The 22,901-nt window shown below is 32.2% G+C and carries 24 protein-coding genes; 10 read left to right on the top strand and 14 right to left on the bottom strand.

Features of this window, described 5'->3' with window-relative positions:
• Positions 1–16: 16 nt before the first annotated feature.
• Together QHG34_RS06065 and QHG34_RS06060 are read right to left on the bottom strand one after the other, a co-directional pair.
• The gene (locus tag QHG34_RS06065) at positions 17–865 is read right to left on the bottom strand and encodes a hypothetical protein (RefSeq protein WP_282629307.1); all 849 of its coding nucleotides are present in this window, start codon (positions 863–865) and stop codon (positions 17–19) included.
• Between the two features lie 8 nt (positions 866–873).
• Positions 874–1,794, bottom strand: a complete 921-nt coding sequence (locus QHG34_RS06060; protein ID WP_282629306.1) for a hypothetical protein — start codon at positions 1,792–1,794, stop codon at positions 874–876.
• Between the two features lie 275 nt (positions 1,795–2,069).
• Between QHG34_RS06060 and QHG34_RS06055 the strand changes: the two genes are divergently transcribed.
• Positions 2,070–3,482 carry a helix-turn-helix domain-containing protein gene (locus QHG34_RS06055; protein WP_282629305.1) on the top strand — a complete coding sequence of 471 codons (1,413 nt, stop codon included), beginning with the start codon at positions 2,070–2,072 and terminating at the stop codon, positions 3,480–3,482.
• Here QHG34_RS06055 and QHG34_RS06050 read toward each other — a convergent pair.
• The 12 genes from QHG34_RS06050 to QHG34_RS05995 all read right to left on the bottom strand — a co-directional run bounded on the left by QHG34_RS06050 (position 3,460) and on the right by QHG34_RS05995 (position 13,687).
• The gene (locus QHG34_RS06050) at positions 3,460–3,912 is read right to left on the bottom strand and encodes a GNAT family N-acetyltransferase (protein WP_282629304.1); all 453 of its coding nucleotides are present in this window, start codon (positions 3,910–3,912) and stop codon (positions 3,460–3,462) included. The two genes, QHG34_RS06055 and QHG34_RS06050, sit on opposite strands and share 23 nt — an antisense overlap.
• 271 nt (positions 3,913–4,183) lie before the next feature.
• Positions 4,184–5,551 carry a deoxyguanosinetriphosphate triphosphohydrolase gene (locus QHG34_RS06045; protein WP_282629303.1) on the bottom strand — a complete coding sequence of 456 codons (1,368 nt, stop codon included), beginning with the start codon at positions 5,549–5,551 and terminating at the stop codon, positions 4,184–4,186.
• A 79-nt stretch (positions 5,552–5,630) separates the two neighbouring features.
• Positions 5,631–5,963 (bottom strand): hypothetical protein, encoded by a 333-nt coding sequence (locus tag QHG34_RS06040; protein ID WP_282629302.1) that lies wholly within the window; start codon positions 5,961–5,963, stop codon positions 5,631–5,633.
• A 17-nt stretch (positions 5,964–5,980) separates the two neighbouring features.
• Positions 5,981–6,796: a TPM domain-containing protein gene (locus QHG34_RS06035; RefSeq protein ID WP_282629301.1), complete on the bottom strand. Its 816-nt coding sequence runs from the start codon at positions 6,794–6,796 to the stop codon at positions 5,981–5,983.
• On the bottom strand, positions 6,777–7,217 hold the full coding sequence (locus QHG34_RS06030) for a TPM domain-containing protein (protein WP_282629300.1): 441 nt from the start codon (positions 7,215–7,217) through the stop codon (positions 6,777–6,779). Before QHG34_RS06030 ends, QHG34_RS06035 begins: the two co-directional genes overlap by 20 nt.
• A gap of 14 nt (positions 7,218–7,231) precedes the next feature.
• Positions 7,232–7,840 (bottom strand): LemA family protein, encoded by a 609-nt coding sequence (locus QHG34_RS06025; protein WP_282629299.1) that lies wholly within the window; start codon positions 7,838–7,840, stop codon positions 7,232–7,234.
• A gap of 115 nt (positions 7,841–7,955) precedes the next feature.
• On the bottom strand, positions 7,956–8,423 hold the full coding sequence (locus QHG34_RS06020; RefSeq protein WP_282629298.1) for an ABC transporter ATPase: 468 nt from the start codon (positions 8,421–8,423) through the stop codon (positions 7,956–7,958).
• A 224-nt stretch (positions 8,424–8,647) separates the two neighbouring features.
• On the bottom strand, positions 8,648–9,439 hold the full coding sequence (locus QHG34_RS06015; protein WP_282629297.1) for a (Fe-S)-binding protein: 792 nt from the start codon (positions 9,437–9,439) through the stop codon (positions 8,648–8,650).
• A gap of 38 nt (positions 9,440–9,477) precedes the next feature.
• Complete coding sequence (locus QHG34_RS06010) at positions 9,478–9,906, bottom strand: LNS2 domain-containing protein (RefSeq protein WP_282629296.1); 429 nt, start codon at positions 9,904–9,906, stop codon at positions 9,478–9,480.
• Positions 9,907–9,975: 69 nt separating this feature from the next.
• On the bottom strand, positions 9,976–11,301 hold the full coding sequence (locus QHG34_RS06005; RefSeq protein WP_282629369.1) for a (Fe-S)-binding protein: 1,326 nt from the start codon (positions 11,299–11,301) through the stop codon (positions 9,976–9,978).
• Positions 11,302–11,357: 56 nt separating this feature from the next.
• Complete coding sequence (locus QHG34_RS06000) at positions 11,358–12,332, bottom strand: MlaD family protein (protein ID WP_282629295.1); 975 nt, start codon at positions 12,330–12,332, stop codon at positions 11,358–11,360.
• A 59-nt stretch (positions 12,333–12,391) separates the two neighbouring features.
• A complete protein-coding gene (locus tag QHG34_RS05995) occupies positions 12,392–13,687 on the bottom strand; it encodes an N-acetylmuramoyl-L-alanine amidase family protein (protein ID WP_282629294.1) in 1,296 nt (431 codons plus the stop codon).
• Between the two features lie 72 nt (positions 13,688–13,759).
• On the opposite strand from QHG34_RS05995, the gene QHG34_RS05990 reads away from it, so the two are divergent.
• From QHG34_RS05990 to tig, 9 genes are all read left to right on the top strand, one after another.
• Complete coding sequence (locus QHG34_RS05990; protein ID WP_282629293.1) at positions 13,760–16,366, top strand: putative LPS assembly protein LptD; 2,607 nt, start codon at positions 13,760–13,762, stop codon at positions 16,364–16,366.
• 17 nt (positions 16,367–16,383) lie between these two features.
• Positions 16,384–16,770 (top strand): RidA family protein, encoded by a 387-nt coding sequence (locus QHG34_RS05985; protein ID WP_282629292.1) that lies wholly within the window; start codon positions 16,384–16,386, stop codon positions 16,768–16,770.
• Between the two features lie 9 nt (positions 16,771–16,779).
• The gene (locus tag QHG34_RS05980; protein ID WP_282629291.1) at positions 16,780–17,256 is read left to right on the top strand and encodes a hypothetical protein; all 477 of its coding nucleotides are present in this window, start codon (positions 16,780–16,782) and stop codon (positions 17,254–17,256) included.
• Between the two features lie 9 nt (positions 17,257–17,265).
• Positions 17,266–18,339: a 4-hydroxythreonine-4-phosphate dehydrogenase PdxA gene (pdxA, locus tag QHG34_RS05975; protein WP_282629290.1), complete on the top strand. Its 1,074-nt coding sequence runs from the start codon at positions 17,266–17,268 to the stop codon at positions 18,337–18,339.
• 72 nt (positions 18,340–18,411) lie between these two features.
• The gene (locus QHG34_RS05970; protein ID WP_282629289.1) at positions 18,412–18,996 is read left to right on the top strand and encodes a YceD family protein; all 585 of its coding nucleotides are present in this window, start codon (positions 18,412–18,414) and stop codon (positions 18,994–18,996) included.
• A 54-nt stretch (positions 18,997–19,050) separates the two neighbouring features.
• Positions 19,051–19,248: a 50S ribosomal protein L32 gene (gene rpmF / locus QHG34_RS05965; protein WP_019975824.1), complete on the top strand. Its 198-nt coding sequence runs from the start codon at positions 19,051–19,053 to the stop codon at positions 19,246–19,248.
• A 125-nt stretch (positions 19,249–19,373) separates the two neighbouring features.
• Positions 19,374–19,856 (top strand): acetyl-CoA carboxylase biotin carboxyl carrier protein, encoded by a 483-nt coding sequence (gene accB / locus QHG34_RS05960; RefSeq protein WP_282629288.1) that lies wholly within the window; start codon positions 19,374–19,376, stop codon positions 19,854–19,856.
• Between the two features lie 27 nt (positions 19,857–19,883).
• Positions 19,884–21,248: an acetyl-CoA carboxylase biotin carboxylase subunit gene (accC, locus tag QHG34_RS05955; protein WP_282629287.1), complete on the top strand. Its 1,365-nt coding sequence runs from the start codon at positions 19,884–19,886 to the stop codon at positions 21,246–21,248.
• 287 nt (positions 21,249–21,535) lie between these two features.
• A complete protein-coding gene (gene tig, locus QHG34_RS05950) occupies positions 21,536–22,855 on the top strand; it encodes a trigger factor (protein WP_282629286.1) in 1,320 nt (439 codons plus the stop codon).
• Positions 22,856–22,901 lie beyond the last annotated feature (46 nt).

Below are 22,901 nucleotides of genomic sequence, written 5' to 3'. Positions count from 1 at the left end.
CCTATTTTTTGCATAATTATCCTATTTTTTGAATTTTAAAGACCTTCCCATAAGTCAAACCTGTTGGCGCGCTAATTGCGCTTGTATTACCGTGATTAACGCCTACCGATTTAAAAACTGTACAACGAATCAACGCATTCATTGGTAAACTAACAACAGTTGGGGCAATATTATTACTTCGATTATTTAGCCCTGTTCCATATCCCCAAACACCATACGTTTTGGCTTCTTGTATCCAAGTGGCACCATTATCTGTTGAAACTTCAAGCGTAAATTCAAGATTTGTAGAATTAGTTAATGATATAGATGGATTATAATTAATAAAACCAGAAATTTCATAAATCCCTGTATTATTAATTTTAAAAGAATTATCACCAATTAATTGTACGTTGTTTCCACTATTCAACATAATAGAAGATGAAGTATATTTTAATAAAACAGGTGCAGTATTTATATTATCCGTTCCAATAATTGTATTTTGAGGTGTAGTAATACCATTATTTGGTTCGGCTATAAAAAAAACTTGAGGTAGTAATTCCCTTTTTACTTCTTCAATATCTGTTAAACTCAACCATTCTGTTCCATTCCAGAAATAGTACATATTAGCAAAAACTTTATTTGTTCCAGATCCGCTATCTGCTATATTATATACTAATAGACCTACAGCTGGTTTATCTACTGTAGTATTATCTGTATTATTTAGTAATTGTAATCTTGGAAGTAAAAAACCTTTTTTAGGATTAATACCTGAGACATCTATATCTAAAACTGAAGATGCATTAGGAGTTGATGTACCTATACCTACCTGCCCTAATAAAAAGCTAAATTGAAATATAATGGTAAAAAATAATATAAACTTTTTCATAACTCAACTTACTGAATATTATAATCTAACAACTGAATTTTCAAACCTTTTGAAGTTGGAATATTGTTCGCTATATCATTCCCGATATAACAATTTCCACCTCCACAATGATCATTATTAGCAATAGCCCCAAATGGGTTTGCTATAACGAGTCTAACCATATCACCTTTATTTAACTTGATGGGTGTTGGCAATAATATAGCAGTTTTTAAAGTAGCTGCACCTTCATTTCCCCAGTTAGATCTTGTTCCGATAGAACTATTCCAACTTGCACCTCCATCTGTAGATAATTGTATCTTCAAATTAAGAAATGCTCTTTTATTATTTGCTTCAGATAGAACATTCGCCATTGGATTATAATTTACATATCCCGAAAACTCATAAATACCCGATACATTTGCAGTAAAATACGAAGTAGTATTATTAAACAAAATAATATTCATTGTATTCAACATGGCTGTTGATGAAGTAAATGTAACAACATTATCTTTCGGTGTACCAGTAGCAGCATTCATATCTGAACTAGTAAAATTTTGTCGATCTGTAGCTTCAATGTAAAAAATTCTTGGTTTCACCGCCTCTTCTACCGTAGATTTGTATACTAACTTATCCCAATTAGTACCATTCCAATAATAAAAACTGTTGGCTGAAACTTCATTTGGATACTTACCTGCATTTGCTAAATTAAACACAAGTAAACCTGGGACAGGATTAGCTATTGTAGTTACATCTGTTGTGCTAGACAAAGATACTCTTGGTGGTAAAAATCCTCTTTCTTTTGTTGTTAATGAATTAACTGGTTTAGAACTCAATTCTAACAATGCTGTTTTATCTGGGTTCGGCGTATCTACACCAACACCTGTCGTTTGAGCATAATTAGGGTTAGAAAGTAAAACAATTAATATTAAACTTAGGCTGGTTTTTAACATTTAAAGTTAAATTTTAATATTAGCAGCAAATATATAATTATTAATTACTTAACAAGAAAACATTCTTGTCAAATCAATTAATATCACAAAAAAATTACTGAAATAATAAAACGTAACATAATTATTTTAAGCAATTTAACCAATTAACAAAATTTTTATTAAATTGCTATTAAAAGATAAAATCTTCTACTTAATTTTAACAAATATATTGTATTGAATATAAGATGATTCGCTTAACAACTTACCTATTTTTTTTATCCATTTCCATATCGGGATTGGCACAAGATTCTATTATTACTAAACAATTAACAGAGCTATTCAATGTAAATTACAAAAGCTACTTAAATGTTTGGGAAAAAGAATATTTGAAATTAGAAGAAGATGAATACAAAATAAAAATACTTACCCTAACTTCAAATGTTTATTTGGACGAAGGAAATGTCGAAAAAGTAATTGAACTAAACAATCGAGCAATTAAAATTGCAGAAAAAAACAAGTTTGCCGAGCCATTGATATACACTTACATTGCTTCTGCAAAAAATTATTTTGCTTTAAACATGTATGATCAAGGTGATAAAGCTTTAGAACAGGCACAGAATAATATTATTCGTGTTAAAGATCAAGATATACAATCGGAGTTACAAATCAAAATTCATCATGTACAAGCAAATTCCTACACATTTCAAAAAAAATATCTCGACGCAAATAAATATTACGTAAAAGCAATTGATGAAGCTATAAAAGTAAAAAAACCTGATGTAGAATTGCGTCTATACAATGATCTTGGATACAATTATTTCTTGATGAAAGAATTTAATCTATCTCAAAAAACATACGAGAAAGGACTTCATCTACAATCAATCATTAAAGATGATATAATATTTGCAATTTTGAAAGGAAATTTAGGAATATTAGCCTATCAAAACAATGATTATAAACTTGCTTTAAACTATTTTGAACAATCTGTTCCTGTCTTAGAAGAAAATGATTTCATTAATGAATTAATTGAAAATTATCATATTCTAGGTCTAATCTATTCTAATCAAAAGGAACACAAAAAGGCAGGTTATTATTATCAAAAAGAGAGAAAATTACTCAATCAGCTAAGCGAAAATGAGAAAAAAGGTGTTTATCTTGTCCTAAATAATATTGAAAAAGAATATCAATCAAATTTGAAAAAACAATTTTGGTGGAGTATTTCTATCATTGGAATATTAGCAATTGGATTAGTTACACTTTTCTATTTCTATAAAAAAAGAAAGAAAAACATTACAAATAATCCAATTACTTTATCCCACAAAGAAAAAAGAAAAATATCTGATACTATCATTCAAGACACTTTATTAAAGTTAGAGTTATTTGAAAAAAGTACAAAATATACCAATCCCAACCTCTCTCTTGCTTCATTAGCTTCTGAGTTCAATATTAATTCTCAATATTTATCCGAAATTATTAATACATATAAACATAAAAATTTCAATATGTATATAAATGAATTGCGTATTCAACTTGTAAAAAAGAAACTCAATGACAGCCCTAAGCATCGCCAATATAAAATTGCTATTTTGGCTGAAGAATCAGGATTTCAAAGTCATAGTTCTTTTACGAAAAGTTTCAAACAAATTGAAGGAATTTCCCCTTCAGATTATATTGAACAAATCATTGTTAAAAATTCACCGAAACATTAATCCATTCTGGATCAAAATCGGCGTTATATTTTTTGTAGAAATTAATTGCAGGCTCATTCCAATCCAAAACTTGCCAAACCATTCCGTGATAATTATTTGCTTTTCCGTAAATAATTAATTCATCCAATAATAATTTACCAATTCCAGAACCGCGCATTTTTTCGGTTACGATTAAATCTTCCAAATATAATCTGCGTCCTTTCCAAGTTGAATAACGATCGTAATGTAACGCAATTCCTTCTACATTTCCGTCCACTTCTGCTACCAAAGAACCCCAAACTGGTTTTTCTCCAAAACCGCATTCTTCCATTTCTTCTAAGGTTACCGTTACTTCGTCTGGTGCTTTTTCGTATAAAGCTAATTCTTTAATCAATTCCAAAATTCGAGGGCAATCTTCTTTTCTTGCTTCTCGTATTGTTACATTTTTCATTATTGTGTGATGTTATTTAGTTATTCGTTTTACGAAAATCGAAATTAGTTATTTAGTTAACAAATCATAAAATTCATTACTTTTTGTCATTCTGAATGTAGCTTCAGCGAAATAAAATGAAGAATCTATAGATTCCTCCATTCGTCGGAATGACAATTTATCTAACCTTATTTTTGAAATAATTTGTCTGTTTAATACTTTTGGTGAGATGTTAAAACGAGTTCAGCATGACTAAATTCGAGCTTCGTATTTCTAACCTCTAATTTCGTACTTAGATCGTCATTCCAATTTCGATTCCTTTGATACGGCGATACAATTCGGTTGCGTAATTATCCGTCATTCCCGAAACATAATCCAAGATTCCCATAACTTTTTGATACTTTGTTCCTTTCTCGTATAAAAATTGAGATGGAACCAAACGTAACGCTTTTTTCTCAAAGGTTTTACGTTCTCTTTCATCTTTCAAAATTGGTGGAATAAATTGCGAAAGTAATTCAGACATTACATTATAACCTGCATTTTCAATTTCGAGAACAGAACGATGATTGTAAATATTCTCAATCGAGAAACGCTGAATTTCATCTAAAACTCTTTTTGTTACTTGTTCTGTTTCGTTTTTGATGACATCTAATAACGCCGTTTTAAATTCTCCTTTTACAATTTGATCAAAATTATTTTGGTAAACTTCAACCGATTTTTGAGTCAATAAATTAATTGATTTGGCACGTAAATACGCAATTCTATCATTCTTATCTGAAATTGATTTCAACGTATTTTTTGTTTTATCAATCTGAGATGGATCTAAAGATTCTACTAAATTCAAGAATAATTTTCGGCATTTATCATGATCAATAATTCCTAAACGTTGCGAATCTTCGACATCGATAATCGAATAACAAATATCATCCGCCGCTTCTACCAACCACACAAACGGATGTCGTTTGTAAATAATTGGTGAATCTTGTTCCAAAATCATATTCGTTTTTTCAGCAATTGTTCGGAATGCATCTTTTTGTGCCTGAAAAAATCCAAACTTCTTTCGATGCAATTGACTTTTATCTTTCGCAACCGATTCGCACGGATACTTTGCAATCGCAGCCAACGTAGAATATGTCAAACGTAAACCTCCTTCCGATTTTCCGTTTTGTTGTTGCGTTAAAATTCGGATTGCATTCGCATTTCCTTCAAAATTGATTAAATCAGCCCATTCGGCTTCAGTAAAATATTGTTTCAAATCTGTTTCGTGACGATCAAAATAAGATGCAATCGCATCTTCGCCCGAATGTCCAAAAGCTGGATTTCCGATATCGTGGCACAAACATGCTGCTGAAATCACATCATGAATACTATAGTTATAAAACTCTTGTGATTCTTTTGTCAATTTATAATTCTCGGAAATAAATGTTCCAACCAAATTTCCCATCGAGCGTCCAACAGACGAAACTTCCAACGAATGCGTCAATCGATTGTGGACAAATACACTTCCTGGCAAAGGAAAAACTTGCGTTTTGTTCTGCAAACGACGAAAGGCAGACGAAAAAATAATACGATCATAATCGCGCTGATATTCTGATCTAGCATCCGACGTATCGTTTGTATTACTGCGTTGATTGATATAAATATGATTTAGAAGTTCCATAAACTGATTTAGAAAACGAATTTAACGAATAATGTTCAGTCATAAAAAAATCCGAACGGTTTCGTTCGGATTTTTGGTTTTATTCGTAAAATTTTAAAAGATTTTTCATTCTTTCTATAATATATTCATCTTGAAGAAAATTTGGTTCATTAAAGTTTACATCAAACTTATATTGAACAGCTAATTCTTTTAGAATTTCAATTTCAGCTTTTATCTCTCCTTCAAACCAGTTATCCCAAGCAAATAAAATTATTTTTTCATTTTTAGCTAATTTGTAAAAGTCGAAATCAATTGATTTATCAAAAATTTCATCATCATATTCACAAATAATTTTCCATTTATCTTTTACTAATTCATTAATAATTAAATAAAAAATATCAGTTTCAATATTTGTGACAATTTTAAAATTCATTAATCAAAATAGTATTTCTACCAACTACCAGAAGCACCACCGCCTCCGAAGCTTCCGCCTCCGAAGCCACCAAAGCCGCCGCCGCCGCCAGATGATCCTCCTCCCCAAGAACTTCCTCCTGAGCCGAAACCTCCGCCACCGAAAACAGAACTTCCTGTATTCATGATGATAATATCGTCTAACAAACTTCTTCGTCTACCTCCGTTTCCACCATTATTACCACCTCTACCTTTCGAAATAATAATGAAGATAAAAATGAAGAATCCTATGGCAAAAATCAATGCAAACCAATCCATTTCTGGTTCTTGCGATTTTGGTTTGTCTTGCTTATACTTTCCTGCAAAAGCTTGAAAAATAGAATTCACTCCAGCATTTATTCCGCCAGCGTAATCGCCTTGTTTGAAATACGGAATAATAACATTGTCAATAATCGATTTGTTGACACTTGGAGGTAGATAAATCTGAGCCGAATATCCTGTTCTTATTGTAATCTTACGATCTTGTTCACTCAAAACTATTACAATTCCATTATCTTTTCCTTGTGTACCAACGCCCCAATTTTGACCAATATCATTTGCAAAAGTTTCTAACGGATAACCATCCAAAGATTCTACTGTTAACACCAAAATTTGAGTAGAAGTTGAATCATCATAGGCTACTAATTTTCGTTCTAATTCATCCAATTTCATTGCGTCGAAAACATTCGCGTAATCTTGCACAAGCTTTTTTGGAGGATTTTTCATATTAACCAATTCTTCAGGCGTTTGCCCAAAAACGGTTAAAATGGAAAGAAAAAAAGTTAGAAAAAAATATTTAACTGTAGCTAATTTCATCTGGTAATTCGTTTGTATCATCCTTTTGATAAGGAAAATATTTCTTAAGTGCTTTGCCTGTTTTCTTGATTCCCTTACAAAGCCCTTTTACATAATGTTCTTTTTTGAAATGCTTGACAACATCTTCTTTTATATCGTCCCAAAAATCATCAGGCGTTGCATTGTCAATCCCTTCATCGCCAATAATCGTAAAATTGTGATCGGTTGGCGAAACATGAAACAACACACCATTTCTGTCTTTGGTTTTGTGCATTTCTAATTGCTCGAAAACTTCTAAAGCTTTGTCAAAATGATTAGAAGAAGATTCGAACTCAATATGAATTCGAATCTCTCCACTTGTATTTTTCTCTGCTTTCTGAATAGCTTCGATTATTTTTTTTTCATCTTTTGAAGAAAGAAATTTATGTTTCTTTTTTCCCATAAGAAAGATGTTTATTATTTAGAAAAATCTACAGTTGGTGCATTTTCTGTTCCTGCTGTAGCTTTGAAATATCCTTTTTGTGTAATTCCTGTAAAACCTGCAATCAAACTATTAGGGAAAGTCACAACCATTTTATTAAATTTTTCTGCTGCATCATTGTATTTTTTTCTTTCGAATAATACTTCTTGTTCCATACTTTCGATAGATGCTTGTAAACTTGAGAAGTTAGCAGTTGCTTTTAATTCTGGGTATTTTTCTACAGAAACTAATAAACGACTCAAAGTAGAACCTAATTGATCTTGTGCAGCTTGAAATTTAGCGATATTTTCTTGTGTTAATTGACTAGGATCATCAATTTTAATTTGATTAGAAGTCGCTTTTGCACGAGCATCTATTACTGCTGTTAATGTTTCTTTTTCGTAATTAGCAGCTCCTTTTACAGTTCCAACTAATTGATTAACTAAATCTGATCGTTTTTGATAAGTATTTTCTACATTCGACCATTGTTTTTGAACTTCTTGATCTGTAGTTTTCATTGTGTTTGATTTTCCGATACCCCAGAAAACAATTCCAGCAAGTAATAAAAGAATCACTCCACCAATAAGACATCCTTTGTTTTTCATAGTTTTTTTTAATTTATTATTACGTAAAAATAGTGTTTTTTCAACAATATTATATCAAAAATAAAGCCGAGCTTATTTCTAAACTCGGCAATGCTATTTTGTGGATTACAAAAACTTAATTTAACAAAGTTTTCGCCCAACTTTCTTCGATTGGTAACAACCAATTTTGCTTAAAATCATTCAAAGAAGAAATTCCGTTATTGAAAACTTTTACATTTTTGATTTGTCCTTCTTTTACTTTTTGTTTGAATGTTGGTAGTTTTTCGATAAAAACTTCTTTCTCATTTTCATACGAAACTAACATTCTGTTCAATAAATCGTACGAATAATCTGCATCAATTTCGCGCACGATTTTCGTTAATTTATCGATAGAACAACCACTTGCAGTGGCTTGATTTTCGTCTACACCAACGACAATAAATTGATCGTAAGGTAAATCAAAATCCGCTAAAAGTTCAGCGCCATGCGCATTCCAATCCGCTATAAAAGTATTTAGTTTTGCTGTAATAGCTTGCTTTTCTTCTGTTGAGAATTTACGATTGGCTTGAAAAATCCAAATTCTTGAATCGTCTGCTAAATTCATTTTCTCTTTATTTAAAATTTGTGTTTCAAAGATACGGAAATTTTAGATGTTAGATGTTAGATGTTAGATGTTAGATGTTAGATGTTAGATGTTAGATGTTAGATGTTAGATGTTAGATGTTAGATGTTAGATGTTAGATGTTAGATGTTAGAAAGTTAAAATTTTAGTACAAAAAAATCCATCTCAATGAGATGGATTTTTCTATATTATTTTAAAAAATTCGATTATAAATCTTTCGCTTCCATAATCAACTCAGCTAAGTCTTTTACCATAACCGTTGATTCTTTTTCGAAGTGTTTTACACCGTCAGTCATCATTGTATTACAAAATGGACAACCTGTTGCAATAATGTGCGGCTCTTTCTCTAAAGCCTCTTCTGTACGCTCTACATTGATGTCTTTGTTACCTTTTTCTGGTTCTTTGAACATCTGCGCACCACCAGCACCACAACATAATCCACGTGTTTTACAACGTTTCATTTCGACTAACTCGGCATCTAATTTTTCGATTAATTCGCGAGGCGCTTCGTACACATCGTTACCACGTCCTAAATAACAAGGATCGTGGAAAGTAATTCGTCTTCCTTTGAACGCTTCAGAACCTTCTAATTTCAATTTGCCTTCGTTGATTAACTGTTGTAAATATTGAGAATGATGCAAAACTTCATACTCTCCACCTAAACTTGGGTATTCATTTTTTAAGGTATTGAAACAATGTGGACAAGTTGTAACGATTTTCTTTACTTCGTAAGCATTCAAAACTTCGATGTTCATCATGGCTTGCATTTGAAAAACAAATTCGTTTCCGGCACGTTTTGCAGGATCACCTGTACACGATTCTTCTGTTCCTAAAACGGCGAATTCAACTCCAATATTATTTAAAATCTTAACGAATGCACGTGTTATTTTTTTTGCTCTATCATCAAAACTTCCAGCACATCCAACCCAAAACAAAACTTCTGGTTGTTTGCCTTCGGCCATATATTGAGCCATTGTTTTAACTGTAATATTTGACATATTTTTTGTAGTCTTTGTGTTATTTGAATGGATTTGGTTTAATGTTTTCCATCATCAAAAACTTGAATCGAAACATTTTTTTCTACCAAATCTGTAAATTTACCATTGTATCGTGTCGCTTTTACTAAATGGTTGTCAACCCAATGATAATTACCTCCGCGAGGTTTTCCCATTAAAAGTCCATGATATTTGAAACCATGTTTTTTCAACCAAATTTCAGTGTATTCACGATGTTCTTCTGTTCTTGATGTAAAAAAGGTGATAACATGTCCTTCGTCGTACCATTTGTTTAATGTTTCTAAAGCATCTGGATAAACCGCTGCTGTTAGCATACGTTCTGGTTCTTCGTTTGGAATATCATCGCAAATTGTTCCATCAATATCAATCAAATAATTCTTGATTTCTTCTGGTAAAATAGGACTTACTCTTTCTCCGTTTTCAATCTTCTCCTCTAAGAAATTTTCCATGTGTGTTGTGTTTGTGTGTTATGTATAAATTAATAGTTCTTCGAGAATGAGTAATTGTATTTTACAATTTTAGTCGTTTGCCCAGTTTAATCTATCTGCATTATTAAATTGCCAAGGAGCTCCATTGTTTTCGACATTTGTCATCATCATGTTTAACTCGTTTGGCGCAGCAGATTGTTCCATTACTAAATAGCGACGCAAATCAACAATAATTGATAAAGGATCGATATTCACTGGACAAGCTTGTGTACATGCGTTACAAGAAGTACACGCCCACAATTCTTCTGGTGTAATGTAATCATTGACAAGCATTTTACCATCGTCCACAAAACTTCCGTTAGTATCAATGTTTTTACTTACTTCTTCTAAACGATCGCGAGTATCCATCATAATTTTACGAGGAGATAATTTTTTTCCTGTCAAATTTGCTGGACATTCAGATGTACAACGTCCACACTCTGTACACGTGTAAGCATTTAGTAATTGTACTCTGTTTAAATCAAAAATATCTTTTGCTCCAAATGTTTCCGGCTCTCCCTGTGGTTCGGCAGGTGCTGCGTAAGGATCTGCATTTGGATCCATCATCATTTTTACCTCATCTGTTACAGATTGTAAATTATTGAATTCTCCTTTTGGTTCTAACTTAGAAAACCATGTATTTGGAAAAGCCAAAATGATGTGTAAGTGTTTTGAATAATATAAATAATTTAGGAAAAAGAAAATTCCGATGATATGAAACCACCAAGCTCCTCTTTCAATAATTGTAATAAATGTGATGTCGTTAAATTGACGAATAATAGGTGCTGTTAACCAAGAAGAAATAGGGAAAGATCCTGCTTTTGCATAATGCTCTGCTCCCATTTGTTGTAAAACTTGGTCGGCTCCGTTCATTGTAAATAGAGCCATCATAAATGCAACTTCCATAAATAAAATATAGTTTGCATCATCCTTTGGCCAACCATTCATTTCTGGTTTCCAGAAACGAGTTAATTTTACAATGTTTCTTCTGCACCAAAAAATGATACAAGAAACCATTACTAAAAAGGCAAGAATCTCGAAGAAACCAATCATTCCGTTATAGAAGCCTCCCATGAAACTTAATACACGATGTGTTCCGAATACACCGTCAATCATGATTTCTAAAACTTCGATATTGATTAAAACAAAACCTACATACACAAAAATATGTAGTATTCCTGCTAACGGACGAACCGTCATTTTACCTTGTCCTAACGCGACACGAGCCATCGTTTTCCACCTTTCCGCTGGATGGTCGAAACGATCGATTTCTTTTCCTAATTTGATGTTACGTATAAGGCGTTTTACGTTTTGCGCAAAAAACCAAATACTCCCGATCATAATCAAGAGAAAGATTACATTTGGAATGTACTTCATCATTTTAATTCGTCTTTTTTTTGTGAGTTTTTGAGTATTATATAATTTCTATATTCTTATGGTTGTACGGGTTGTTTTTTTCCGAAAACAGAAATATTAACATAACGGCTTGGGTTTTTCTTTAAGTCTGACACCAATTCATTCATATTTTTGATTGTTGCTTCAAGCTCGTTAGCAAGCGTTTCATCTTTCGCTAATTTTCCTAAAGAACCTTTTCCATTGTTCATATCTTCTAACAATGTATTTAAGTTTTTAGATGCATTTTCGAAATTCTTAATCACTTGATCCAATTCTAACGCATTTAATTTATCCGCAGTTTTTCCAAATTTGTCAACCGTAGCTTTTGCAGAAGCCATTGTAGCACTTGCGTTGTTAAGCGTTGTGTTCAATGTTTTCTCGTTTGTTTTGATCAAATTATTTGCACTATTTGATGTTGCAGTCAACGATTGCGCTGTTTTGTCAAACGAATCAATTGTATGATTCAAGTTTCTCAACATCAATTTTATGTCTTGTTGAGTTGATGGATCTAATACATTGTTTACACTTCCTAATGTTTGATTAAAACTTAATAAAACACTGTCTAACTTAGCTTGAGTTGGTGTTAATTGTTTTGTAAAACCATCTAACATTCCTCCCGCAATACGACCTGGTAAAAAGTCACCGTCTTTGGCTACATCTGGTCCGTAATCTAATAATAATCTAATTTCTGGTCCTGACATAATTCCAGGTTCATAGATTTCCGCTACAGTTTGTTTAGAAAACTGTATATTTTTTTCTACAGAAATAACCACTTCAAAATAAATTGGTTTTGCTGTATCAATAATTTTAATTTCTTTTACTTGACCAACTCTCAAACCGTTTATAGAAACAGGTTTTGAAGGAGCAAGACCATTTACATTTTCAAATTTCACCGTAAATAAACGTCCTGAAGAAAAGATATTTTGACCTTTTAAGAAATTGAATAACATGAAAAAACCAATCAGGGTAATGATTGTAATAATTCCAATTTTTAATTCTTTAGATAATTTCACTTGTTATGATTTTATGCAAAAATAAAACTTAATTTATTAAGAAACATTCAAATCTTACATTATAATGGTTCTTCACCATTAAACGTAACGATAAAGGCGTTTCTAAATCCTTTATCTTGAACAAATTTCAGTGTTCGCTGAGCTTGTTCCATTGTTTTATCTGTTCCGTAATAATAGATTTGTAAACTTCCAGTTTTTACACGCAATACGTTTGACAATCCATTAAATTTATCATCTTTATCACGGTATTTTTTGTTAGAAGTCATAAACTGAACACGGTAATTTTTACCTCCTTCTAATCTTTTATTCGTTTCAAATTCAACAATTTTAGCTCCAGAGAATCCTTTACGTTTTACAGTCGCTAATAAATCATCTGCACGAGATTGCAAATCTGTTTCACCATAATAGTAAACATAATTATTACCTTCTTGTATAACATCCAAGTCTGTTAAACCTCTTAATTGGGGCGAAGTTGCAGAAAATTTCATTTTAGACTCCATTACCTTAACCTTCAATTTTTTCCCTTCAACTGGTTTTTCAACTTTTTTGACAGGTTGTGGTTTTTCAACTTCTTCTTCTATTCCACTTCTACGATCATATTCTTTCTTGAATTGTTTAAAAGCTTCATAAATAGTAGTCGTTGTTTTTTCCTTTCCTTCGTCCGAAGCTAAAAAAGTACCTTCGTCATAGTTAGAAATAAACCCTAACTCTACCAATACAGATGGTGATGCATTTCCTCTCAATACGTGGAAATTAGCTTGTTTAACTCCTCTACTTTTTCTGAAATCACGGTTAACAAACCCTTTTTCTACTAAATCGGCAAAACGAATTGATTGTTCTTTATAAGCTGCATTCATAATCTCGAAAGCAATCACAGCTTCTGGATCATTTGGATTAAATTTTTCGTATTTTTCTTGATCTTTTTCTAAAAACACAACCGAGTTTTCTCGTTTAGAAACTTCATCTGTCTCATTCGATCTTTTTAGTCCCATTACAAATGTCTCTGTTCCTGTTGCACTTGTATTAGCAGCTGAATTACAGTGAATCGATACAAATAAATTTGCATGATTATCATTTGAGATACGTGTACGCTCCCATAATTCTAAAAACACATCTGTATCTCTTGTTAAAACAACTTTAACATCTTTATGATTTTTCTTAATTACTTCAGCCAATCTTTTCGAAACATCTAAGGTGATATTCTTTTCATAATCAGCTACTCCCCTTGCTCCAGCATCATGACCACCATGCCCTGCATCTATAACTATTACAAAATTTTGTTTTTTTTGTGCAAATGAAATGATAGAAAATATCATCATCATCGCAAAAAATAAATACTTTTGTATGTTAATCATTTTTAAACTCATACTCTAGGTTTGTTTTTTTGATTAATTTTGACGCAATTTATAAAAAATAAGTTTTTCAATTTGTTTACAAAGGCAATTAAATCGATTTTATTTTTTAGTCCAGTTATGGTTTGCACCATTTCTTTTGGACAAGTTAAACAAAATAAAATTGATAAAAATAACTCTAAGGTTGTATCTGACTCAGTAAAATTAGATACAATTATCCCAGTAAAAGAGAAATTAGAGTTCGTGGTAGAACATAGCTCTGAGGACGAAATTCATAACCGTAAAAAACGTATGACGTATTTATTACGTAAAGCACACGTGGTTTATGGAGATATGACTATTGATGCTGATTACATTGAGCTAAACTGGGATACAGGTGATGTATATGCCGAAGGTAAGCGGGATTCTGTTGGAAATATTATTGAAAAAACGAAGTTTTTACAAGGTCAGCAAGAAATCTTACAAGACGCTTTTAAAGTTAACTTCAAAACAAAAGTTGGTATTGCCTACAATATCAGAATGTCGCAAGAAGACGGAATTATAGTTGCAGACAAAGCTAAACGCGTTAACGACTCTATCATGTTACTAAAACGTGCCGATTTTACAACTGATACTTATTTTAAAGAAGGTAAAGATACACGTCCTGATTATTTTATTAGAGCTAAAGAAGGTAAAATGATCGATAAAAATGGTAAGAAAACCTTAATTATGGGTGCTACCAATTTATGGATTTATGATGTTCCTACACCATTAGCTTTACCATTTGGATATATTCCGGCAATGGGTGAAAAACGTGCAGCTGGTATTTTGATGCCACGTCCAGGAGAACGCTCTAACCTTGGTTTCTTTATAGAAGATTTAGGTTTCTATGTTCCATTTGGAGATAATTTTGACCTAAAACTTTCTGGAGATATTTACACCAAAGGTAGTTGGGCTGCTCGTGCAGAATCTACCTATAAAAAAAGATACAAATACAACGGTCGTTTTTCTGCTAACGTAGAAAATAGATTAACAGGTATAAAAGGTATTTCGGACGGAGTAAATGCATTTTCGAAGCAAAGTTTATTTGGCGTAATGTGGTCTCATAACCAAGATCCAAAAGCAAATCCATATTGGTTATTTAATGCAAACGTTAACTTTTCGAGTTCTAAATATTACCGCGAATCTGTTCGTAACACTTATATCAACTCTGGTCAAGTTTTCACAAACAATGTCAACTCTTCGATCAATTTAACTAAAAATTTCGAGAATGCTCCTTTAACAGCTCAGTTAAGTATGTCGCATTCTCAAAACTATAATACAGGTTTAATTAATATTGCTTTTCCAAGATTAAATGTAACTATGTCACGTGTTTTTCCTTTTGCAAAGAAAAATACACCAAAAGAAGGTTTAATACAGAATCTTGGTTTAACATACGCTTTTCAGGCCGGAAACGAAGTAAACACAACTGACAATGATATTTTTACAGATAAAATGTGGAAAGATCAAATGCGAATGGGTGCCAATCACAAAGTTGGTTTGCAAACTGGTATTACTTTAGCCAATTATTTCCCATTAACGCTTTCATCGGACTATAATGAAGTTTGGGGAGATAATCGCATTACAAGAAGTTACAACTCTGTCAATGGAAAAACAGAAGATATCAGAACAAAAGGCTTTAATGCTTATCGTACATTTAATTTTAACGCTTCGGTTTCTACTAATATTTACGGTTTATATCTTAACCCAAACAAAGATGCAAAAATATTAGGTATACAACATGTTGTTTCACCTTCTATTGGATATAGCTATTCACCAGATTTTCAAAGTCAGTCTTGGGGTTACTATAAATCTTACCAAAATCAAAACCAAGAAGAAATTTGGTACAACCAATACCAAGACATGTTGTATGGTGTTGGAATTTCTGGTTTAACAAATTCATTAAATTTTGGAATCTCGAATAACTTAGAGATGAAAATAAAGGATGAAAGTGATCCGAAAGGTTTCAAGAAGATTAAAATCTTCGAATATTTACGAGTTGGTTCATCTTATAATTTTTCAGCAGAAGAATTTAAACTTTCACCTATTAGTATTAACGGTATGACTTCCTTGTTTGACCGTAAAGTAAATGTACAATTCGCTTCTACAGTTAATCCATATAAAATTAGACGTTATATGGACGCAAGCGGATCGGAGAGAGCTGAATATATTGACAAACTTGGAGAGTTTAGAATCTCTAATATGTCTTTAGGAACAGGCTATACATTTGACAATAGCACTTTCGGAGGAAAACGTTTTGATGCAAAGAACTATAAAAAGAAAGGAACTGTACGTGATGAGAATTTTTATTACGACAACGACAATTATGCTCAGTTTGCTATTCCATGGAGTTTAACAGCTAATATTAGTTATAACTATACCAAAAGTGTGGAACGAAAAGGAAACGGAACGGGGTCTTTATCTATGAATGGAAAAATTTCTCCTACTCCTTATTGGGCAATTTCTGCTAATGCAACATACGATTTCATTAAAAACGAAATTACTTATGTACGTTTTGGCTTTGAGAGAGACTTACGAAGCTTTACATTATCTTTTGGTTGGACTCCGATGGGAACGTATAAAAGTTATGATTTCTTTATCGGAATCAAAGCTTCGATCTTACAAGATTTAAAATACAACGACAGATCAAGACTTAATTATTAATCACAAAAAATAGAGTAATGAAAAAACAAATTATTCATACAGGCAAAGCACCACAAGCAATAGGACCATATTCGCAAGGAGTAAAATACAATGGTTTTCTTTATACATCAGGACAAATTCCTTTTAATGTAGAGAAAAACGAATTGGTAACTACTAGTATTCAAGATGAAGTTCATCAAGTAATGAAAAATGTTATTGCAATTTTAGAAGCTGGCGGAACATCTATTGATAACGTTGTAAAAACAACTATTTTTGTAAAAGATTTAAACGACTTTAATGCCGTTAACGAAGTATATGCTTCATATTTTAATGACACAAATTACCCTGCGCGCGAGTGTGTAGAAGTTGCTCGTTTACCACGTGATGTAAACGTAGAAATTTCAGTTATTGCGATTGCAGACTAAAATAATATTATGCTGAAAGACAAAACTGTATTAAGAAACACAATTGCTGTGATTATAGGATTAGCCATCATCTTTTTAATCATACAATTTGGTCTTATATACAATGCGAACAGATTAGGATGGGATGACAAAATTTTTCCGGAATGGAGACATATCATCAAATACTTTTCGCACGGAGAAGGAAAAAAACATGAAGTCCAATTTTTCGGATCAATGCTTGCTATTAGTGGAATCGCAGCCTTAGTTGGAGGTGTAATCACAGCACTTATTGTAAAAAGAGCAAAACAAGCGTACACCATGTTTGTAGGTTTTGTTGTGTTAATTGTTGCTCTGGGCGACGTATTAATTACTCCTTATCACCCAACGTGGTACGAAATTGCTATTTGTCCAGTTTTATTCTTTTCTTCTTGGATTGGAGGTTTATTTGTAGATTTAATCTATAAAAAATTCATCAAAAAACAAAAACCTTTAAGCCAATCTTATTAATCAAAAATTATGTCTGAAAAAGATCGTAAAATAAGAGTAGCCATTTCAATTGGTGATTATAACGGAATCGGAATAGAAGTTATTCTGAAAACCTTACAAGAAAAAGAAATAACAGATTTTTTTACACCTGTTATTTTCGGTTCTACAAAACTATTATCCTATCAAAAAGATCGATTAAAATTTGATCGTATTAATTTCCAAGGGATTCATGATGCAAGTCAAATTGTTGATGGTAAAATAAATGTTGTCAATCTTTGGAAAGATCAAATCGATGTACATTTTGGTAAAGTAACCAAAGAAGCAGGCGAACACGCTTACCAATCATTAAAAGCAGCTGCGCAATCGGTCTCAGATGGTTTTACTGACGTTTTGGTTACAGCTCCAATTAACAAAGACAATATACAGTCCGAAGAGTTTCATTTTCCTGGTCACACAGAATTTTTAGGTGAAGTTTGGGGAGGAAAACCTTTAATGTTCTTGGTTTCAGAAAAATTGAGAGTTGGCTTAGTAACACAACATATTCCGGTTAGTGAAATTGCACAACAAATCAATCCAAAATCTGTTTATGCTAAAATTCAACAAATTCATAAAAGTTTAGTAGAAGATTATGCAATCAGCAAACCAAAAATTGCTGTTTTAGGACTTAATCCACATGCAGGGGACAATGGTTTATTGGGTTCTGAGGAGAAAGAAATCATCACACCTGTTATTGAACGTTGTATCAATGACAATCAATTAGTCTTTGGACCTTATCCTGCTGACAGCTTTTTCAATCCATCTAATTTAAACGCTTTTGACGCTGTTTTAGCCATGTATCACGACCAAGGATTAGTTGCTTTCAAAACAATTAGTTTTGATGAAGGTGTTAATTATACAGCAGGTTTAAAATTTGTACGAACTTCTCCAGATCATGGTGTAGCTTATGACATTGCTGGAAAAGGAATTGCAAACGAGGAATCATTCAAAGAAGCTATTTTTACTGCAATAGATTTGCACAAAAATCGTTTGGAATACAAAGAGCTTACAAAAAATGTTTTACAACATATTCCTCTAAAATTAGAGAAAGGAGATAATAAAGAATAAAAAATTAAAATAAGTTGCAAAGAGCTATTAATTTTAAATAAATTAGATTATCTTTGCACACCTTTTTGTGGTATGGACAAGTTAAAAAATTATAATATTGTATTTACAAGCTTGCCTTTAGGTAAGAGTGATTTTACATTCGAATTATCACAATCGTTCTTTGATTTATTTGAAATTGAACAAGATTTTGAAAATCCTAACTTGATTGTTAAAATCATTTTAGACAAGAAATCTACAATGCTTGAGTTAGAAATCAGCTTAAAAGGTAACATAACGGTTCCTTGTGATTTAACTGGAGAATTGTTTCAGCAAGAAATTTCGAATAATGCAGAATTAATTGTTAAATTTGGCGAAGAGTTTGACGATACTGATTTTGAGATGTGGGTTATTCCGAGAGAGGAATACCAAATTAACGTTGCACAAGTTCTTTACGAATTAGCAATTTTATCAGTACCAACAAAACGAATTCATCCAGATGTCATCAATGGGAAAAGTAGTTCAGAAATGATTGAATTATTAGACCAGTACAGTATTTACGAATTAAGTGAAGATTCGGAATCTGAAAATGATGATGAAAACGAAAACAACAATGGTGATGATGACGATGATAACGAAATCGATCCACGTTGGGCAAAATTAAAAGATTTAAAACCTTAATCGGTTTTTTTAGTTAAAATAACATATAGAAATAAAGAAAAAAAGTAGTTAGATATGGCACATCCTAAGAGAAGACAGTCGTCAACAAGAAGAGATAAACGTAGAACGCACTACAAAATCGAAGCTCCACAATTAGCTATCGATAAAACAACTGGTGAAGCACATTTATACCACAGAGCACACTGGTCTGACGGAAAATTATACTACAAAGGAAAAGTAGTATTAGAAAAAGTACAAGAAGTTACTGAATAATATAATCTTCGAAAGATTTTGAAGCTGTTTCTAAAAAAAGAGACAGCTTTTTTATTTTTTTTTCAATACCTTTGATTTCGTTTAACAAAAAAGTAACGAAAAGGTCAAATAAAAAACCGCATTATATGGACATTAAAGACATTCAAAATTTAATTAGATTCGTATCAAAAGCAGAAGTTGCTGAAGTAAGCATCAAACAAGATGACATTGAAATCAAAATCAAAACTTTAGCAAGCGTTCCTGCACAAGTTGCATCTCAACAAATTTATGTACCACAAGCTCCTGTAGCACAAGTTGCCGCTCCTCAAGCGTCAGCAGCTGCACCAGCAAATAACTCTACATCTCAAACAGAAGAAGAAAACAGTAATTTAATTACAGTTAAATCTCCAATGATTGGTACTTTCTACCGTTCTGCTGGACCAGGTAAAGAGCCTTTCGTAGGTGTTGGTGATTCTATAGCTCCTGGAAAAGTATTATGTATTGTTGAAGCAATGAAATTATTCAACGAAATTGAATCTGAAGTTTCTGGAAAAATCGTTAAAATCTTAGTTGATGACGCTAGTCCAGTTGAGTATGATCAACCATTATTCTTAGTTGATCCAGCTTAATTTTATTTTTTCTTAGAATAAAAACATATGTTTAAAAAGATATTAATCGCTAATAGAGGTGAAATCGCTATGCGTATTATACGTACAGCAAAAGAAATGGGAATCAAAACGGTTGCTGTTTACTCTAAAGCAGACGAAACATCTTTACACGTGCGTTTCGCAGACGAAGCGGTGTGTATTGGCCCTGCTCCAAGTAAAGATTCATACCTAAAAATGGCTAACATCATCGCGGCTGCTGAAATTACAGACGCGGATGCTATTCACCCAGGTTATGGATTCTTATCTGAAAATTCTACTTTCTCTAAAATTTGTCAATCAAACGGAATCAAATTCATTGGTGCTCCTGCTGACAATATCGACCGTATGGGAGATAAAGCAAATGCAAAAGCTACAATGAAAGAAGCAGGTGTTCCTGTTGTTCCTGGATCTGATGGATTATTAGAAAGCTACGAACAAGCTGTAGAAGTTGCGCGCGAAATTAAATACCCTGTAATGATGAAAGCTACTGCCGGTGGTGGTGGTAAAGGTATGCGTGCAATCTGGAAAGAAGAAGATTTATTACATGCATGGGAATCTGCTCGTACAGAAGCTGCAGCAGCTTTTGGAAACGACGGAATGTACATGGAAAAATTGATTGAAGAACCTCGTCATATCGAAATTCAAGTAGCAAGTGACCAAAACGGTAAAGCTTGTCACTTATCTGAGCGTGACTGTTCTATTCAACGTCGTAATCAAAAATTAGCTGAAGAAACTCCTTCTCCTATTATGACTGACGAGTTACGTCAACGTATGGGTGAGGCTGCTGTTAAGGCTTGTGAATATATCGGTTATGAAGGTGTTGGTACTATTGAGTTCTTAGTTGACAAACACGGAGATTTCTACTTTATGGAAATGAATACTCGTATCCAAGTAGAGCACCCAATTACAGAGCAAGTAACAGGTTTCGATTTAGTTCGCGAACAAATTATGTTAGCTGCTGGTGAACCAATCTCTGGTAAAAACTATTATCCACAAGGACATTCTATCGAATGTCGTATCAATGCAGAAGATCCTTATAACGACTTCCGCCCTTCTCCAGGAAAAATTACGAATATTAATATTCCTGGTGGTAATGGTGTTCGTGTAGATACACACGTTTATGCAGGATATACAATTCCACCAAACTACGATTCTATGATTGCAAAATTAATTGTAACAGCACAAACACGTGAAGAAGCAATTGCAAAAATGAAACGTGCTTTAGGAGAGTTTTATATTGAAGGAATCAAAACAACAATTCCTTTCCACTTACAGTTGATGGATCACCCTGATTTTATTGCAGGTAACTACACAACTAAGTTTATGGAAGATTTTGTTTTTGACGAATCTTACGCAAATTACGGAGAATTTTAAGAAATTAAATTTCAAAATATTACAAATCCAGTACATTAATGTGCTGGATTTTTTTTGTGTTCATGAATTACAAAAATGTCAATCTGTCAGTAAAAATGAAATGGTTTAATATTTGAAATGGTACTAAAAATTAATTTTAAAAAGTCATTTAATTCAATCCTTTCAAATCGATTTGATAAGATTCGATCATAATTGTTAATTTATAGTGAATGAATTGATTGTAATGTTACTTTTTACTATTAAAAATGATTAATAATTTATACATTTGCACTCCAAATTTAAGGTAGATGAATATTACTAAAAATACAACAGACAATTTAAATGCAGTATTAACTGTAACTGTTGACAAAGCAGATTATCAAGAAAAAGTAGTTGACGTATTAAACCAATACAGAAAAACAGCTAACATCAAAGGTTTCCGTAAAGGGCAAGTACCTATGAGTTTTGTAAAAAAACAATACGAACAAGCAGTTGTTTTTGATACAGTTAACGAACTTTTACAAAAAAGTGTATCTGAATACATCAACACAGAAAAATTATCAATCTTAGGAAATCCAGTTCCTGTTATGAAAGATGTTGATTGGGATGCTGATCAATTATCATTTGATTTCGAATTAGGATTAGCTCCAGAATTTGATGTTGATCTATCTAAAGTAGATGTAGAAAGCTACAAAGTAAAAGTTGAAGACGAAGAAATTCAAAAATACGTTGATAACTTTGCTGCTCGTTTCGGATCATTAAAATCTTTAGCTGAAGCTGAGGCTGAAGCTGTATTGAAAGTTGATGCACAAGTAGAAGGAGAAGAAGCTAAACCTACATTTGTTCGTTTAGAAGATTTAAAAGATACTGCTGCTTTCATTGGTAAAAAAGTAGGTGATGTTGTAGAAGTTAATTCTAACGATATTTTTGACACTGTAGAAGAAGCTACACAACAGTTAAACACAGAAGTTGCTGAAGGCGGAGTAAACGTTACATATACAATCAAAGAAATTAACAAAGCTGAAAAAGCAGAAGTTAACCAAGAATTATTTGATAAAGTTTATGGAGAAGGTTCTGTAGATTCAGAAGAAGCTTTCCGTAACAAAATCAAAGAAGAGTCAGAAAACATGTACAACAAAGAATCTGACAAACAAATTATCAATGATGTAGTATCAAAATTATTAGATACTGTAAAATTTGATTTACCAACAGAATTTTTAACAAAATGGTTAATTTCTTCTAACGAAAATGTTTCTACAGAGGAGCAAGCGAAAGAAGAGTTAGCTAAAATGGATAAAGGTTTACGTTACCAATTAATCGAAGCTAAAATTGCAGAGAAAAATAATGTAGAAGTAAATGCTGAAGAAGTAAAAGAAGCTGCTTTTACTGCAATCAAAGATCAATTAAAAATGTACGGTCAAACTTCTATTCCAGAAGAAACTTTACAACAAATTGCAATGTCTGCATTACAAAATCAAGAAGAATACAACCGTTTATCTTACCAAGTGTTTACAGATAAAATGTTAGCAATCTTCAAAGACAATGTAAAATTAAACGAGAAAGAAGTTACTTTTGACGAGTTTGTAGACATTATTACAGAAAAAAATAAAGAATTAGCTGAAGCTTAATACAAGCATCTAAAAAATTCTTTATAACTTTCATTAAAATCTAAAT

The sequence above is a fragment of the Empedobacter sedimenti genome (assembly GCF_030005555.1).
GTDB lineage: Bacteria > Bacteroidota > Bacteroidia > Flavobacteriales > Weeksellaceae > Empedobacter > Empedobacter sedimenti.
This window is presented reverse-complemented; position numbering and strand designations above follow the sequence as displayed.